Genomic DNA, 13,347 nt, shown 5'->3' with positions numbered 1-13,347 from the left:
GCCCGGTGCACCACCCGCGATTGCGGGCGAGCGAGACCTTCGGCCTGACAGTGCACCAGTGCACCCCAACCCCGGCCGAAGCATGCCTCCCCGCATCCTTCGCTCGGGCCGACCGAAGGATCCACCACGATGACCACGCGGATTCAACCGACCGAGCCCACTGCTGCTGACGTGCGGCGTTGGCGACGCTATCTCGCCGACGAACGTGCCGAGGCAGCGGTCTATCGCGATCTCGCCCGTCGCCGTGACGGAGAAGAACGCGAAATCCTGCTCGCCCTGGCCGAGGCCGAGGGCCGCCACGAAGCACACTGGCTGCAGCTGCTCGGCGACCGGGTGGGTAAACCGCGCCGTGGCGCGCTGCGCACCAGGGCCCTCGGCTGGATGGCGCGCCGCTTCGGTTCGGTGTTCGTGCTTGCCCTGGCCCAGCGCGCCGAATCCCGTTCGCCATACGAGGGCGACCTCGACGCCACCGACGCCATGGCCGCCGACGAACGCATTCACGAGGAGGTCGTGCGGAGCCTCGCCGCGCGCGGCCGCAACCGTCTCGCCGGCGGATTTCGCGCCGCGGTGTTCGGCGCGAACGATGGTTTGGTCAGCAACCTGGCGCTCGTTCTGGGCATCGGGGCTACCGGAGTCTCCAGCGCGACCGTGCTCTTCACCGGAATCGCGGGCCTGCTCGCCGGTGCGCTGTCGATGGGTGCGGGGGAGTATGTCTCGGTGCGGTCGCAGCGCGAGCTGCTCGACGCCTCCACACCTAACCCGACGGCGCACAGCGCGGTGCCGAACCTCGACGTCGACGCGAACGAGCTGACCCTCCTCTACCGGGCGCGCGGCATGTCGGCGCAGGACGCGGCGCAGCACGCGGCAGAGATGATCGCGAACTACCGTCCGGACGCCACCGGCCCCATCCGGATCGTCGGTGACGAGCACGAGGCCATCGGCTCCGCCTGGGGCGCTGCGTCCGCGAGCTTCTGCTTCTTCGCCTCCGGCGCCATCATTGCGGTCATCCCGTACCTGTTCGGCCTGTCCGGGCTCACCGCGATCATCGTGGCATCCGCGCTCGTCGGCCTCGCGCTGCTGCTCACCGGTGCCGTCGTCGGGCTGCTGTCCGGTGCCTCGCCGCTGAAGCGGGCGCTGCGCCAGCTGGCCATCGGCTTCGGTGCCTCGGCGGTCACCTATCTGCTGGGGCTGGCCTTCGGAAGTGGCCTCGCCTAGGGCGTGTAACTGATCGATTCAGGCTCCCCGCGCTCCGATCATCATTGACACGGGATGATTCCCGCTGTAGACCGAGCCGAAGAAGACAAGGGACCCGCGCCCCGGCGACGTGTCATCGGACGAGACAACGAAATCGAGGAACCAGCCATGCCCGAGCAAAGCCTCTACGAACGGCTCGGTGGCGTATTCGCCATCGCCGCCGTCGTCGACCACTTCAGCGACGCCGTCGTGAAGAACCCGATCGTCGGTCAGCAGTCGAAGAACGCGGCCCTCCGGGAGTGGCACACCAAGAACCTGGACAGGCTTCCCGGCCTGAAGTTCATGCGCACCCTGTGGGTGTGCAACGTGGCCGGCGGGCCATTCCAGTACAGGGCCACTGAGCCCGGGAGCACCGTCCTCGGCCTGGAAGAGGCCCATCGCAAGTTCCACATCTCCCCCGAGGAGTTCGACGAGGTGGCCGCCGAACTGGGTCGCACCCTCGACATCGTCGGGGTGCCCCGACCGGAGAAGGACGAGGTACTGGCCGCGTTCGCCGCCCACAAGGGCGAGGTCACCGAGGGATACCTCGTCACCACTGGCACCTGATGGCTCCCAAGCCCTCGGCTTCGCTCAGCCCAGCTTCCCCTGACCCCCGGCGAGCAGCTGCTCGCGCACCTTGCGCCGCAGCACCTTGCCGATGATTGATTTCGGCAGTTCGTCAACGGCGACGACCCGGCGCGGCACCTTGTAAGGCGTCAGCACGCTGCGGGCGAACTCTCGGATCGCGTCTTCATCCAGGGTCGCTCCCGCCTTCAGCACGACCGCCGCCACGATCTCCTCGCCGCTGTGGGCGTTCGGGAGGCCGACCACGGCGACATCGGCGACGCCCGGGGCGCCGCGCAGTGCGTCCTCGACCTCACTCGGGGCCACGTTGAACCCGCCGGTGATGATGAGCTCCTTGATGCGGTCGACGATCCGCACGAAACCCGCCTCATCGATGGTGACGATGTCGCCGGTGCGGAACCAGCCGTCCACGAAGACCGCGGCCGATTCCTCCGGCTTCTCCCAGTAGCCGCTGAATACCTGCGGCCCGCGCACCAGCAGCTCACCCTCGCTGCCCGCGGGAACATCCACGGTCGGGTTTTCGGGGTCGACGACCCGGCATTCGGTGTTCGGCAACGGCAGCCCGACGGTGCCGGCCACCCGGGTGTCGGCGACGGGGTTCGCCATCAGCACGGGGGAGCATTCCGACAGACCGTAGCCCTCGACGAGGTACCCGCCGGTTTCGGCTTCCCAGGGCTCGACCACCTTCTCGGACAGCGGCATTGCGCCGGAGATCGCGATTTGGATGCCCTTCAGCGACACGCCCTGCTCTTTCGCCGCCGCCGTGAGGCGTTCGTAGATCGGGGGCACCGCAGGCAGGAAGGTCGGCGGATGCTTGCGGATCGCCTTGAGCGTCAGGTCAGGGTCGAACTTCGGGAACAGCACCAGTCGGGCACCCATGCTCATCGCGAAGGTGAGGCAGAGTGTCAGGCCGTAGGCGTGGAACATCGGCAGCACCGCGTAGACCACCGCGTCACCGCGCGTCACGGTCGGCGTCCACGCCCGCGACTGTGCGGCGTTCGACGTCAGGTTCAGGTGCGTGAGGGTGGCACCCTTCGGTGAGCCGGTGGTGCCGCTGGTGTACTGGATGAGGGCGATGTCCGACGCGGCCGGGCGCGGGGCATCCGATCGGATCGGTTCGTTCTGCACCAGCTCGTGCCACGGCAGCGTGCCGCTCACCGACGTGGTCAGGGCCTCGCGCGACTCGCGCGCCTTGCGGATCGGCAGCCGCAGCATGGCCCGCGTCGCCAACGGCATTGCCCTGGTGACGTCAACGGACACGATCGTGTCGACCGCGACGTCGTCGGGGAACTCCTGGATGGTGTGCACCACCTTGTCCCAGGCGATGACCACTTTTGCCCGGTGGTCCTCGAACTGGTGGCGGAGCTCCCGCGGCGTGTAGAGCGGATTGTGCTCGACGACGATGCCGCCGAGCCGTTCGATCGCATAGAAGGCAACGATGTGCTGCGGGGCGTTCGGCATCACGATGGCGACGGGGTCGCCCTTCTGTACCCCGATGCGCCGCAGGCCCTCGGCGACACGGGCGATCTGATCCGCGAGCGCCGCGTACGTCGTCTCAGCGCCGAAGAACTCCAGCGCTACGTTCTCGGGAAAGTCCTTCGCGGACTGCTCCACAATGTCGTAGAGGCTGCCGGCGGGCAGTTCGATGTCGTGCGGGACGCCGGGGGCGTAACTGGAGAGCCACGGCCGGGGGGTGTCGATAGTCACTCGGATATTGTGCCACCCCGGGCACTCGGCGATACTCGGCGGTCGGTCCAGGCACCGCCGGTCGGGAGAATCCGCCGATCAGTCGACCGCTTCGCCCTGCGTCTCGATGAACCCCACGTCGTCGTCGCTGAGCCGCCACGGCCCGTCATCCGGAGGTTCGACTCCCGCTTCCTCGGCGATTGCTTCGGCGATGTTCGCCGGCAGGTCCTCGTCGAGATTCGCGAGGATCCAGTGTTTCGCGTCGACATCCAGTCCTGGCCACCACTCGTCGGCGGGAGGCAGTTCGTTTTGGTCGCTCATGCTTCCATGCTGGCACGATCGGACGCGCGCGGTATAGGGCGGTCGGCATGTCGCGATACGCTCGTGACGTGACCCAGCTGCGCCCGTTGACCGTCGAAGACCTGCCCGAAGTTGTCGCGTTGAACAACCACGCATACCCAGCAGTGCCGGTCACCCCGCTTGCCGAATTCGCCGAGCTTGCCGTCCTGAGCGATGTCGCACTGGTCGTCGAGGACGACGACGGCAGCCTGCTCGGCTTCCTCATCGCGTTCCGCCCTGGATCGCCCTATGACAGTGAGAACTACCGGTTCTTCGAGGAGCGCGGAACCGACAGCCTCTACGTCGATCGCATCGTGATCTCGGAAGGCGCCAGGTCGCAGGGGCTCGGCGTCGTGCTGTATGCCGCGGTCTTCGATGCCGCCAGGGGCGAGGGGCGCGCCGAGGTGACCTGCGAGGTGAACGTCGACCCGCCGAACCCGCGGTCGATGGCGTTCCATCAGCGGCTCGGGTTCCGTGAGGTGGGTCGTCAGCCGACCAAGGGCGGGGCAGTCACCGTGGCGCTGATGGCTGCGTCGGTGGACGCCGAGTCCGTCGAGTCCGTCTAGACCGCGTCTGGCGTTCGCCCCTGTCAGCGGCGGACCTGTCAGCGGCGTGCGGCCAATAGGACGGCGTCAGTGAAGATCAGCGACTGGCCGACTTCCACCGCGTGGTTGCGGTCGGGGCCCTTCAGGGCGACGTAGACCGATCCGGCCTTGACCACGTACCCGAGCGTGTCGCGATCGCTGAGAACAGCCCACGTCTCGTCGTCGATCACGGTGATGTCCGGGATAGTCCCGGCCTGCCGTTCGGATGGGAGCAGTTTCATGACGCAGGTCCTTCCGAATCGGGTAGACACCCCTGTTCGGGGGCGACGAGTTCATTAGAGCATGCGGAGGGTTTTTCGGCCAGACCCGATATTGCGCATGACGAACTGTTTCTGCTATGCAACCGGTTGCCCTCAGGTGAGGGTGCCGTGCGGTGTCGTGCCGTGCCCCCTCGCCGCCGCGGCCAGCGCCGCCGCGGCCAGCGCTGCCGCGTATACTGGGTGCCGAACACGGGAGTCCGGTGAGCCGGGCTGAGAGGAAGCTTCTCCAAGCTTCGACCGTCGAACCTGATCTGGATCATGCCAGCGCAGGGAGTGACATTCTCAATATCCCGTGCCATTTCAATTGACTGAAAGGCACGACCAGTGACTACACAACGTAACTTCCGGTGGCGCGTCGTCGACATCGTGGTGGCAAGCGTGATCGGCGTGGCGAGCGGGGTGGTCTTCCTGATCTGGAACCTCGCCTCCAACGTCGTCAGCGGCCCGCTGAAGGCCATCCTTCCCGGCCTGGAGGCGCTCGGCGGCGGGTTCTGGCTGTTCGCCGGGGTCCTCACGGCGATCGTCATCCGCAAGCCCGGCGCCGCCCTGTACGGCGAGCTGCTCGCGGCGACGGTATCGGCGCTGGTCGGCAACCAGTGGGGCTGGTGGACCCTCATCTCCGGACTCACGCAGGGCCTCGGCGCCGAGCTGGTGTTCGCCCTGTTCCTGTACTCGAACTGGCGCCTGGTACCGACCCTGATCGCCGGGGCCGCCGCAGGACTCGCCATGGCGATCACCGACCTCACCCTCTGGTACCGGGCGAGTGACACCGCCTTCGCCGTGGTCTACACGGTGAGCGGCATTGTCAGCGGCCTCGTGATCGCGGGCCTGCTGTCCTGGTACGCGGCGCGCGCGCTGGCCAGGACCGGCGCGCTGAACCGGTTCGCGGCAGGTCGGGAAACGAGGGCAGCGGTCTGAGCATGAGCGATCCCGGCACAGCCGCGGGCGTGCGCGCTCGCGGCTGGGGATGGCGTCACGCTGGACGCGCCGGATGGGCGGTGCGCGGCATCGACCTGGTGATCGAGCCGGGGGAGCGCGTGCTGCTGCTCGGGGCCTCCGGCGCCGGCAAGTCGACCCTGATGCACGCGATGGCGGGCGTGCTGGGAGGCGCCGACGAAGGCGAACAAGACGGAAGCCTCGAGGTGGACGGCGTGCCGGGGCTCGTCCTGCAGGATCCCGACAGCCAGGTCGTGCTCGCCCGTGTCGGTGACGACGTGGCCTTCGGCTGTGAGAACCTGGCCGTTCCGGTGGCCGAGATCTGGCCGCGGGTAACCGCAGCTCTCGCTGCCGTGGGGCTCGACCTGCCGATCGATCACCCCACCAGCGCTCTCTCGGGCGGCCAGAAGCAGCGGCTCGCCCTCGCCGGAGCGCTGGCGATGCAGCCGGGGCTGCTGCTGCTCGACGAGCCGACAGCCAATCTCGACCCGGCCGGCACCGTCGAGGTGCGTGACGCCGTCGGACGCGTGCTCGAGCAGACCGGCGCGACGATGGTGGTGATCGAACATCGGGTCGCAGTCTGGCGCGACCTGGTCACCCGCGTCGTGGTGCTCGGTGAGCACGGCGTGCTCGCCGACGGCACCCCGGATGAGGTGCTCACCGAGCAGGGGGAGGCCCTCGCCCGCATGGGCGTGTGGGTGCCGGGGTTCCCACCGGCGGTTCCGGATCGGCGATCCGCGCCCGGGCCGGCGCTGCTGAACGCCCGCGACCTGTCCATTGCCCGGGTGCGTGGAACGGTGGTGCGCTCTGGTGTCGACGCCGACGTGCGTGCGGGCGGGTGCCTCGCGATCACCGGCCCGAACGGGGCAGGCAAGTCAACGCTCGGGCTCACCCTCGCCGGGCTGCTGGCACCGGTGTCAGGCACGCTCGAGGCGCGTCCCGAGCTGGCCGCCGGCCTTGCCGCCGCACCGTGGCGATGGCGCAGCAAAGAGCTGCTCACCCGGATCGGCACGGTGTTCCAGGACCCGGAACACCAGTTCCTCGCCGCAACGGTGCGCTCGGAACTGGAGATCGGCCCGCGGGCGCTCGGCCTGCCAGACGCTGAGGTGGCCGAGCGAGTGGAGCACCTGCTCGGGCGCCTGCGTCTGGCGCACCTCGCCGAGGCGAACCCGTTCACCCTGTCCGGCGGAGAGAAGCGGCGATTGAGCGTGGCGACGGTGCTCGCCACCCGGCCGAGAGTGCTCGTTCTGGATGAGCCGACCTTCGGACAAGACTCGCGCACCTGGGCCGAGCTGGTCGCCCTGCTGGCAGAACTCATCGACGCGGGCAGCGCGGTCGTCGCGATCACGCACGACGCCGACTTCGTCACCGCACTCGCGGACACCGAACTGGTACTCGGAGAGGTGGTGGCAGGGTGACCTTCACCACTCTCACGGTGCGCCATGCGCGGCCGATCGACCGGGTGAACCCGGTAGCGAAGCTGGCCGCGGCCCTGCTGCTCGGGGTCTGCCTTATCCTCACCGTCGATTGGGTGTCGGCGTCGGTGGCGTTGCTGCTCGAAGCGCTGCTGCTGCCGTTCGCCGGACTGGGCTGGCGGCAGTTCTGGTCGCGCACCTGGCCGGTGTGGGCCGCCGCACCCTCGGCGGCCATCACGATCGCCCTGTACGGGCAGACATCAGGGCTGGTGTACTGGGAGTTTTTGATGGCCAGGGTCAGCGAAGGCTCGCTCGAGCTCGCCGTCGCCACGGCGCTGCGCGTGCTCGCCATCGCCCTGCCCTCGGTGGTGCTGTTCGTCACCGTCGACCCCACGGACCTCGCCGACGGCCTCGCCCAGATCGTGCGCCTGCCTGCCCGTTTCGTGCTCGGTGCCCTGGCCGGACTGCGCCTGATCGGCCTGTTCATCGAGGACTGGCGGTCACTCGAGCTCGCGCGGCGCGCTCGAGGGGTGGCCGATCACGGCCGCATCCGGCGCCTGTTCGGCCAGGCGTTCGCGCTGCTCGTGCTGTCGGTACGGCGGGGGAGCAAGCTCGCCACCGCGATGGAGGCTCGTGGTTTCGGCTCGGCCCGCACCCGCACCCGCACCTGGGCCAGACCCTCGCGGTTCGGCGCTCGGGACTGGGTCGTCGCCGGCCTCGGGCTGCTGATCGGACTGACCGCGGTTGCGGCATCCGTTATGACCGGCAATTGGAATTCCCTTGTCGGCTGAGCGCATCCTCATCGACGGTCGCTCCGGATCCGGCAAGACCGACCTCGCAGCGGCCATGGTTGAGGGATGGCCGGAGGCCCAGCTTGTGCGGCTCGATGACATCTATCCCGGCTGGGACGGCCTTGAGGCGGGCAGCCGGCACGTGGCCGAGTTCGTGCTGAGCGAGCGGCCACGCTGGCAGCGCTGGGACTGGACCGCCGGTCGCCCCGCAGAATGGCACGACCTCGACCCAACCCGGCCGATCGTGGTCGAGGGATGCGGCGCACTGTCCCGGGTGAGCCGGGCGAGGGCCGACTGGGGCATCTGGGTGGAACTGGATGACGCCGCCCGCAAGCAGCGGGCGCTGGCGCGGGACGGCGACGCGTACGCGCCGCACTGGGAACGCTGGGCGGCGCAGGAGCTGGCATTCATCGCCCGAGAGAACCCGCAGGCGCTGGCCGACGAGATCTACTACCGCTGACCCGCTGCGGGCTAACCCCAGCCGAGCTCGTGCAGTTCGGCGTCGTCGATGCCGTAGAAGTGGGCGATCTCGTGCACCAGGGTGACGTGGATCTGATCCTTCAGCTCATCCAGGTCTTCGCTGATGGACAGCAGCGGCTCCCGGAACAGGATGATCCGGTCGGGCAGTTCCCCGAAGCCGTATTGTCCGCGTTCGGTCAGGGCGACACCGTCGTACAGGCCGAGCGTGTCGAGCGTGCCGTTCTCTGGGCGGTCCTCGACCACGAAGACCAGGTTCTCGAGGCCGTCGACCATGTCGTCCGGCAGCGCGTCGAGCTCCTCGACCACCACGCGCTCGAACGCGTCGGCGTCCAGTTCGAGCGTCACAGGGTGTCCTCCAGCGCCTGCACGATGGAGTCCTGCACGAAGCCGAGCCAGTCGAAGGCGTTCCGCAGGAACAGATCCTCGTCGCTGTCGGTGCGTCCTTCGTCGCCGTCCTCTTCGATGCCGAGCCGGGAGGCGATCACCAGACGGATGTCGGTGAGCGCCCGCATCCAGTCAAGGGCCTGCGGGTCGGTCACCACGACGCGGCCGCTGTCGCTGTCGCTGAGCATCGCGCCGATCAGGCGGATGCCGGCCGCTTTGCGGGCCGCGAGATCCGCGGCGGTGAGCCGACGGAACTCGGCCGCGGCGGCGGGATCGTCACGGTAGGCGTCGGGAAGCAGCCGCGCCAGCGCCGGGTCCCTGTGGTCGGCCGATTCCACGAGCTCGCCCACCTGCCGGGCCAGGTCGCGCAGGATGGCCGTCTCGATGTCGCTGAACTCGGCGCTCAGCACGTTGTCGTCGTCGCGGGTCCACGGTGTCATGCCGGCACCTGCTCCAAGGTGGCCCACAGGCCGTAGCCGTGCATCGCCTCGACGTGACGCTCCATCGCTTCGCGCCCACCGGTGGCGACGATCGCCCTACCCTCGTTGTGCACCTGCAGCATGAGCCGCTCGGCGGTGCCGCGATCGAAACCGAAATACGAGCGGAACACGTAGGCGACGTACGACATCAGATTGACCGGGTCGTTCCACACCACGGTGGTCCATGGCCGGCTGAGCGTCGTCTGCTCATCGACGATCGGACTGTCGAGAGTGAGGGGCATGCGTCAAGCCTTGCAGATAAGAAGGAAAAGGGCCCGACCGAAGTCGGGCCCTTTCCAGATGGGGTGAACGACGGGACTCGAACCCGCGACATCCGGCACCACAAGCCAGCGCTCTACCAACTGAGCTACGCCCACCGTGTTTGCCATTGGCAACCAGAAGAGTCTATTACAGAAACGGCGCCCATTTTTCCACGATGTCCTTCGACGTGGCCTGCACCTCTTCGGTGGTCGGGCCAGGCTCGGCCACGAAGCCCGCGCGACGGTAGTAGTCGAGCTCGCGAATCGACTCGAGGATGTCGGCCAGGGCACGGTGCCCGCCGTTCTTCACTGGCGCGTTGAAGTAGACGCGCGGGAACCAGCGACGCGACAGTTCCTTGATCGTGGACACGTCGATGTTTCGATAGTGGAGGTGCTTGTCGACGCGCGGCATGTAGCGCGCGAGAAAAGCCCGGTCGGTGCCGATGGTGTTGCCGGCGAGCGGAGCCTGCTGCTCGGTCGGCACGTGCTGCAGGATGTACTCGAGCACCTCGTACTCGGCCTCGGCGAGCGACACCCCGTTCGGGATCAGGTCGATCAAGCCGCTCTCGGTGTGCATGTTGCGCACGAACTCGCCCATGTTCTCCCAGGCGGAGAGGTCGGGCTTGATGACGATCTCAAAGCCGGGATGAACGGGCTGCAGCTCGAAGTCGGTGATGACAACGGCCACTTCGACAAGCTCGTCGATTTCGACATCGAGCCCCGTCATTTCGCAGTCGATCCAGACGAGACGATCCGAGGCATTTGACATTAGGCGATTCTATCGCCGAGCACTGACCTGCATCGGCACCGGCAGCTTCGGCGACATCCCGTCACCCGCTGACACGCCGCGCACCCGCCGTCCGACCCATGGCAGCGCGTAGGTGTGCAGCCAGTTGAGTGATGAGAGCCGTGGGGCGGTGTCCTCGCCGGGCATGTGCGTCGCGGGGATCTCGGCGTACGCGACGCCCAGCGCGTGGGCCGCGCGGCGCGCAAGCAGCTGGTGGCCGGCACTGGTCAGGTGCACCCGATCCTCGGCCCACATGGCCCGGTTCTGCAGTTCGCGGATGCCCCACAGGTCGAGGGTGAAGGTCTTGTGGGTGCGTGCGATCGACCACAGGTTGGCGTTGAACACGGCGGAGCGGCCCCGCAGCGGCTTCAAAAACAGGGCGAACTGCGGATCGAAGGATGTCGCCAGCAGCACATCGACACCGGCCGTCTTCAGCTGCTTGACACCGTGTTCGAGTTCATCGGCGAGGGCGTCCGGATTCGCCCTGGCCCCCATCAGATCGTTGCCGCCAACCATGATCGAGACCAGGTCGGCGCCGAGCTCGATGGCGCGGGGAATCTGGTTGTGCACGACATCCGAAACACGGCGTCCCCGCACCGCCAGATTGGCGAAGTCGATGCTGCCGCCGCCCCCGCCGATGCGGGCGTTGCCGTCCAGGATCGCTGCCAGACGGTCGGCCCAGCCGAGCCAGACGCCCGGTCCGTCAAACGCGGGATCACAGAATCCCTCGGTGATCGAGTCGCCCACCGCCACGTAGCGTTGCCATCTGTTCGTCACGGCACCAGTGTCGATCCGCCGGCGAATCAGCGCAGCACGCCGTAGCAGCATTCGCCAAACGTTCAGCGACCGGACACGCGTTGTCATACGCCGGGCACACGCTGTTCGTTCTTCGGGGCGGCGAAGCGGCGGGCGGTGGCGCGGTCTGGTAGGACTGGACTATGACAGAGAACACTCCGATGGTTGCCCGCGGCGACGAATACGTCGTCTTCTACAAGGGCGGCGCCTTCGATGGACAGTCCGAGCGTCGCGTCGCGTCGGCGGCAGGCGGCTGGGACAAGGAGATCACCACGCTCGCGTCGGTGGATGGAATCGAAACCATGCTGGTCTACAACGCCGTGACCGCGCGGTCGGTCGGCGACCAGGTCCAGGTCGTGTATTTGTGGGATGCGGCGGAGAGCGACGAGCTCGAAGCCCTCGAAGACCGGGGCGAGCTCTAAAGCGTGCAGCTCGTCTACTTCTCGTCGATGTTCTGCGAACCGTGCAGCCAGACGCGGTTCGTGCTCGATCAGGTTCAGAAACTGGTGCCAGCCGCTTCGGTGGTTGAGCATGACGTCGCCCTGGCGCCGGAGCTGGCCGAGGCGGCTCACGTGCGGGTGACGCCCACCGTGCTGGTGCGTCAGGAGGATGGCACCGAGGTGTTCCGCGCCGAGGGAGTGCCGACCGTCAACCAAGTGCTGGTGGCGCTGGCTCGCACGGTATCGTAAACACCGTCGCCCCCGTAGCTCAGCGGATAGAGCAGGAGCCTTCTAATCTCTTGGTCGCAGGTTCGATTCCTGCCGGGGGCACATGTCTGAAAACACCGCACTGCTGCGTGCTGTAAACGGAAAGCTGCCCGACGTCGACGGAGAGGCCTGGCTGGCCCCGACGGCCGCCCTCATCGGTGACGTGCACGTCGCCGCCGGCGCCAGCATCTGGTACGGCGCGGTGTTGCGCGGCGATCGGGATCGAATCGAAATCGGCCGCGGGTCGAACATCCAGGACGGCGTCGTGGTGCACGGCGACCCGGGAAAGCCGACGATCGTGGGCTCAGGTGTGTCGGTCGGCCACCGCGCGGTGCTGCACGGCTGCACGATCGGCGACAACTCGCTGATCGGAATGAGCGCCACCATTCTGAACGGCGCTGAGATCGGCGCCGAGTCGCTGGTGGCCGCTGGCGCCGTGGTGCTCGAGGGCACCGTGGTGCCGCCGCGCTCACTCGTTGCGGGCGTGCCCGCCAAGGTGCGCCGCGAGCTCAGCCCGGACGAGATCGCCGGGCTGGTCGCGAACGCTGACCGTTATCTGGAGATCACCGCACAGCACGCGGCCGAAGACGAGCTCTAGCCGTTCTTCGCACCGAGGTTCTGTAGCGCTTACTCGGGCGTAGCACCGCGCGTTGAACGATGCGGGGTTTCTCACACCATGCGGGGCTACGTACCGCCGCATGGTGTGAGAAACACCGCGGGCATAGCCTCGGTGGGTGATAGCCCTAGTCGTCGGTAGACGGGTTGATCCGCTGTCGGACCGTGCTGGCCGTGACCGGCGGAGAGTAGCTGTCGAGGTCTGAGGTCGCGTACGGCTTCGGTTCCACCGGGCTCGGTACGGACTCAGTCAGCGCCGGCTGCGGAGTGATCGCGGGCGCGAGTGGCGCCGGAGTCTCGGCGGTGGGCGCGGATGACGCGACCGTGACCGGCGGCACGGCCGGGGTGATGTCGCGCGGCTCAGCGGTCGCGGACGCGCTGGTGCGACGGTCCACTGGCAGCGCCGCGGCGGCGACCTCCGCAGCACGGGTTGATGCGGCCCACTCCTGCTGCTGCACCGACAGTTCCTGCTCCGGCGACGGCTGCGCGTACTTCCACTGTTCGAGGTCCTGCTTGAACAGCTTCTTGGCGCGGCTGGGCTTGTGCTGCCACTCGATCAGCCTGTCGCGGAACTCGTCGAGAGTCTGCTCGGCCTGAAAACTGAAGATGGCCGAGTTCTTCTTCATCTCAGAGAGTTGGTGCGCGGCCCAATCGCCGGCCAGAGTCGACCCTGAAACGGGCAGCAGCCGCACGCGGGCGTCGGACTCGCTGATCTGGTTGTCGTAGTGCGACTGCTCCTGCACGGTGAGCGAGCTCCACACGGCGGCCTTGCGGCCAGCGCCGATCAGGGCAGCGACAGCGGATGCCTTGAGCTCACGGTCCTGGAACGCCAGCACACGCTCGGCGGATCGCCGGCCGATGAGGGCCGCGATGACGCCTGCTACGAGGATCGCGATAAAGGGGAGGATCGCGGTGGAGAAGACCCGCCATCCGTCGTCGGAGAGAAGCCAGTTCACGAAGTTGTTCCACCACTGCATGGTGGGCACGATA

At 67.8% G+C, this 13,347-nt stretch carries 19 protein-coding genes, 2 tRNA genes and 1 riboswitch; of the genes, 11 read left to right on the top strand and 10 right to left on the bottom strand.

Translation table 11 applies throughout. From position 1 onward, the window contains the following. Nucleotides 1–129: 129 nt before the first annotated feature. Together HCT51_RS10070 and HCT51_RS10065 are read left to right on the top strand one after the other, a co-directional pair. Nucleotides 130–1,215, top strand: coding sequence for a VIT1/CCC1 transporter family protein (locus tag HCT51_RS10070; RefSeq protein ID WP_166873474.1), 1,086 nt, complete (start codon nt 130–132; stop codon nt 1,213–1,215). A gap of 147 nt (nt 1,216–1,362) precedes the next feature. After that, complete coding sequence (locus HCT51_RS10065; protein ID WP_224760437.1) at nt 1,363–1,800, top strand: group I truncated hemoglobin; 438 nt, start codon at nt 1,363–1,365, stop codon at nt 1,798–1,800. Between the two features lie 24 nt (nt 1,801–1,824). Here the strand turns inward: HCT51_RS10065 and HCT51_RS10060 are convergent, their stop codons facing one another. Together HCT51_RS10060 and HCT51_RS10055 are read right to left on the bottom strand one after the other, a co-directional pair. Continuing rightward, entirely contained in the window at nt 1,825–3,525 is a 1,701-nt protein-coding gene (locus tag HCT51_RS10060) for a long-chain-fatty-acid--CoA ligase (RefSeq protein WP_166873468.1), read from the bottom strand. Nucleotides 3,526–3,603: 78 nt separating this feature from the next. Next, complete coding sequence (locus tag HCT51_RS10055; RefSeq protein WP_166873465.1) at nt 3,604–3,825, bottom strand: hypothetical protein; 222 nt, start codon at nt 3,823–3,825, stop codon at nt 3,604–3,606. A 68-nt stretch (nt 3,826–3,893) separates the two neighbouring features. On the opposite strand from HCT51_RS10055, the gene HCT51_RS10050 reads away from it, so the two are divergent. Continuing rightward, on the top strand, nt 3,894–4,409 hold the full coding sequence (locus tag HCT51_RS10050) for a GNAT family N-acetyltransferase (RefSeq protein ID WP_224760436.1): 516 nt from the start codon (nt 3,894–3,896) through the stop codon (nt 4,407–4,409). Between the two features lie 38 nt (nt 4,410–4,447). Here HCT51_RS10050 and HCT51_RS10045 read toward each other — a convergent pair whose 3' ends face one another. Continuing rightward, nucleotides 4,448–4,669: a hypothetical protein gene (locus HCT51_RS10045; RefSeq protein ID WP_166873457.1), complete on the bottom strand. Its 222-nt coding sequence runs from the start codon at nt 4,667–4,669 to the stop codon at nt 4,448–4,450. A 218-nt stretch (nt 4,670–4,887) separates the two neighbouring features. Continuing rightward, a riboswitch (TPP riboswitch) is annotated at nt 4,888–4,998 on the top strand. Between the two features lie 34 nt (nt 4,999–5,032). Here HCT51_RS10045 and HCT51_RS10040 point away from each other — a divergent pair. Genes HCT51_RS10040 through HCT51_RS10025 form a run of 4 tightly spaced genes read left to right on the top strand, consistent with a single transcriptional unit; the run spans nt 5,033 to nt 8,310 of the window. Then, on the top strand, nt 5,033–5,626 hold the full coding sequence (locus tag HCT51_RS10040; RefSeq protein WP_166873454.1) for an ECF transporter S component: 594 nt from the start codon (nt 5,033–5,035) through the stop codon (nt 5,624–5,626). A 2-nt stretch (nt 5,627–5,628) separates the two neighbouring features. Continuing rightward, on the top strand, nt 5,629–7,062 hold the full coding sequence (locus HCT51_RS10035; RefSeq protein ID WP_166873451.1) for an ABC transporter ATP-binding protein: 1,434 nt from the start codon (nt 5,629–5,631) through the stop codon (nt 7,060–7,062). Then, nucleotides 7,059–7,850, top strand: a complete 792-nt coding sequence (locus HCT51_RS10030) for an energy-coupling factor transporter transmembrane component T family protein (RefSeq protein WP_224760435.1) — start codon at nt 7,059–7,061, stop codon at nt 7,848–7,850. Before HCT51_RS10035 ends, HCT51_RS10030 begins: the two co-directional genes overlap by 4 nt. Beyond that, nucleotides 7,840–8,310: a nucleoside/nucleotide kinase family protein gene (locus tag HCT51_RS10025; protein WP_224760434.1), complete on the top strand. Its 471-nt coding sequence runs from the start codon at nt 7,840–7,842 to the stop codon at nt 8,308–8,310. Before HCT51_RS10030 ends, HCT51_RS10025 begins: the two co-directional genes overlap by 11 nt. Nucleotides 8,311–8,321: 11 nt before the next feature. Here the strand turns inward: HCT51_RS10025 and HCT51_RS10020 are convergent, their stop codons facing one another. The 6 genes from HCT51_RS10020 to HCT51_RS09995 all read right to left on the bottom strand — a co-directional run bounded on the left by HCT51_RS10020 (nt 8,322) and on the right by HCT51_RS09995 (nt 11,017). Next, complete coding sequence (locus HCT51_RS10020) at nt 8,322–8,675, bottom strand: metallopeptidase family protein (protein WP_224760433.1); 354 nt, start codon at nt 8,673–8,675, stop codon at nt 8,322–8,324. After that, nucleotides 8,672–9,154 carry a DUF2017 family protein gene (locus HCT51_RS10015; RefSeq protein ID WP_166873447.1) on the bottom strand — a complete coding sequence of 161 codons (483 nt, stop codon included), beginning with the start codon at nt 9,152–9,154 and terminating at the stop codon, nt 8,672–8,674. The genes HCT51_RS10020 and HCT51_RS10015 overlap by 4 nt, the downstream gene beginning before the upstream one ends. Continuing rightward, nucleotides 9,151–9,435 carry an ATP-dependent Clp protease adapter ClpS gene (clpS, locus tag HCT51_RS10010; protein WP_166873443.1) on the bottom strand — a complete coding sequence of 95 codons (285 nt, stop codon included), beginning with the start codon at nt 9,433–9,435 and terminating at the stop codon, nt 9,151–9,153. Before clpS ends, HCT51_RS10015 begins: the two co-directional genes overlap by 4 nt. A gap of 59 nt (nt 9,436–9,494) precedes the next feature. Beyond that, nucleotides 9,495–9,570, bottom strand: a tRNA-His gene (locus tag HCT51_RS10005). 31 nt (nt 9,571–9,601) lie between these two features. Then, the gene (orn, locus tag HCT51_RS10000; RefSeq protein ID WP_166873437.1) at nt 9,602–10,222 is read right to left on the bottom strand and encodes an oligoribonuclease; all 621 of its coding nucleotides are present in this window, start codon (nt 10,220–10,222) and stop codon (nt 9,602–9,604) included. A gap of 9 nt (nt 10,223–10,231) precedes the next feature. After that, a complete protein-coding gene (locus tag HCT51_RS09995; protein ID WP_224760432.1) occupies nt 10,232–11,017 on the bottom strand; it encodes an SGNH/GDSL hydrolase family protein in 786 nt (261 codons plus the stop codon). Between the two features lie 161 nt (nt 11,018–11,178). Between HCT51_RS09995 and HCT51_RS09990 the strand changes: the two genes are divergently transcribed. The 4 genes from HCT51_RS09990 (at nt 11,179) to HCT51_RS09975 (ending at nt 12,340) form a co-directional block, all read left to right on the top strand. Next, nucleotides 11,179–11,457, top strand: a complete 279-nt coding sequence (locus tag HCT51_RS09990; RefSeq protein WP_166873430.1) for an oligoribonuclease — start codon at nt 11,179–11,181, stop codon at nt 11,455–11,457. A gap of 3 nt (nt 11,458–11,460) precedes the next feature. Next, on the top strand, nt 11,461–11,724 hold the full coding sequence (locus HCT51_RS09985) for a thioredoxin domain-containing protein (RefSeq protein WP_166873427.1): 264 nt from the start codon (nt 11,461–11,463) through the stop codon (nt 11,722–11,724). Between the two features lie 8 nt (nt 11,725–11,732). Next, nucleotides 11,733–11,805 (top strand) — tRNA-Arg (locus tag HCT51_RS09980). Nucleotide 11,806: 1 nt separating this feature from the next. Continuing rightward, nucleotides 11,807–12,340 (top strand): gamma carbonic anhydrase family protein, encoded by a 534-nt coding sequence (locus HCT51_RS09975; protein ID WP_166873421.1) that lies wholly within the window; start codon nt 11,807–11,809, stop codon nt 12,338–12,340. 145 nt (nt 12,341–12,485) lie between these two features. Here HCT51_RS09975 and HCT51_RS09970 read toward each other — a convergent pair whose 3' ends face one another. After that, nucleotides 12,486–13,334, bottom strand: coding sequence for a hypothetical protein (locus HCT51_RS09970; protein ID WP_191413564.1), 849 nt, complete (start codon nt 13,332–13,334; stop codon nt 12,486–12,488). Between the last annotated feature and the right edge of the window lie 13 nt (nt 13,335–13,347).

It is taken from the genome of Salinibacterium sp. ZJ450, assembly GCF_011751885.2.
In the GTDB taxonomy this organism is placed as follows: Bacteria; Actinomycetota; Actinomycetes; order Actinomycetales; family Microbacteriaceae; genus Ruicaihuangia.
This window is presented reverse-complemented; position numbering and strand designations above follow the sequence as displayed.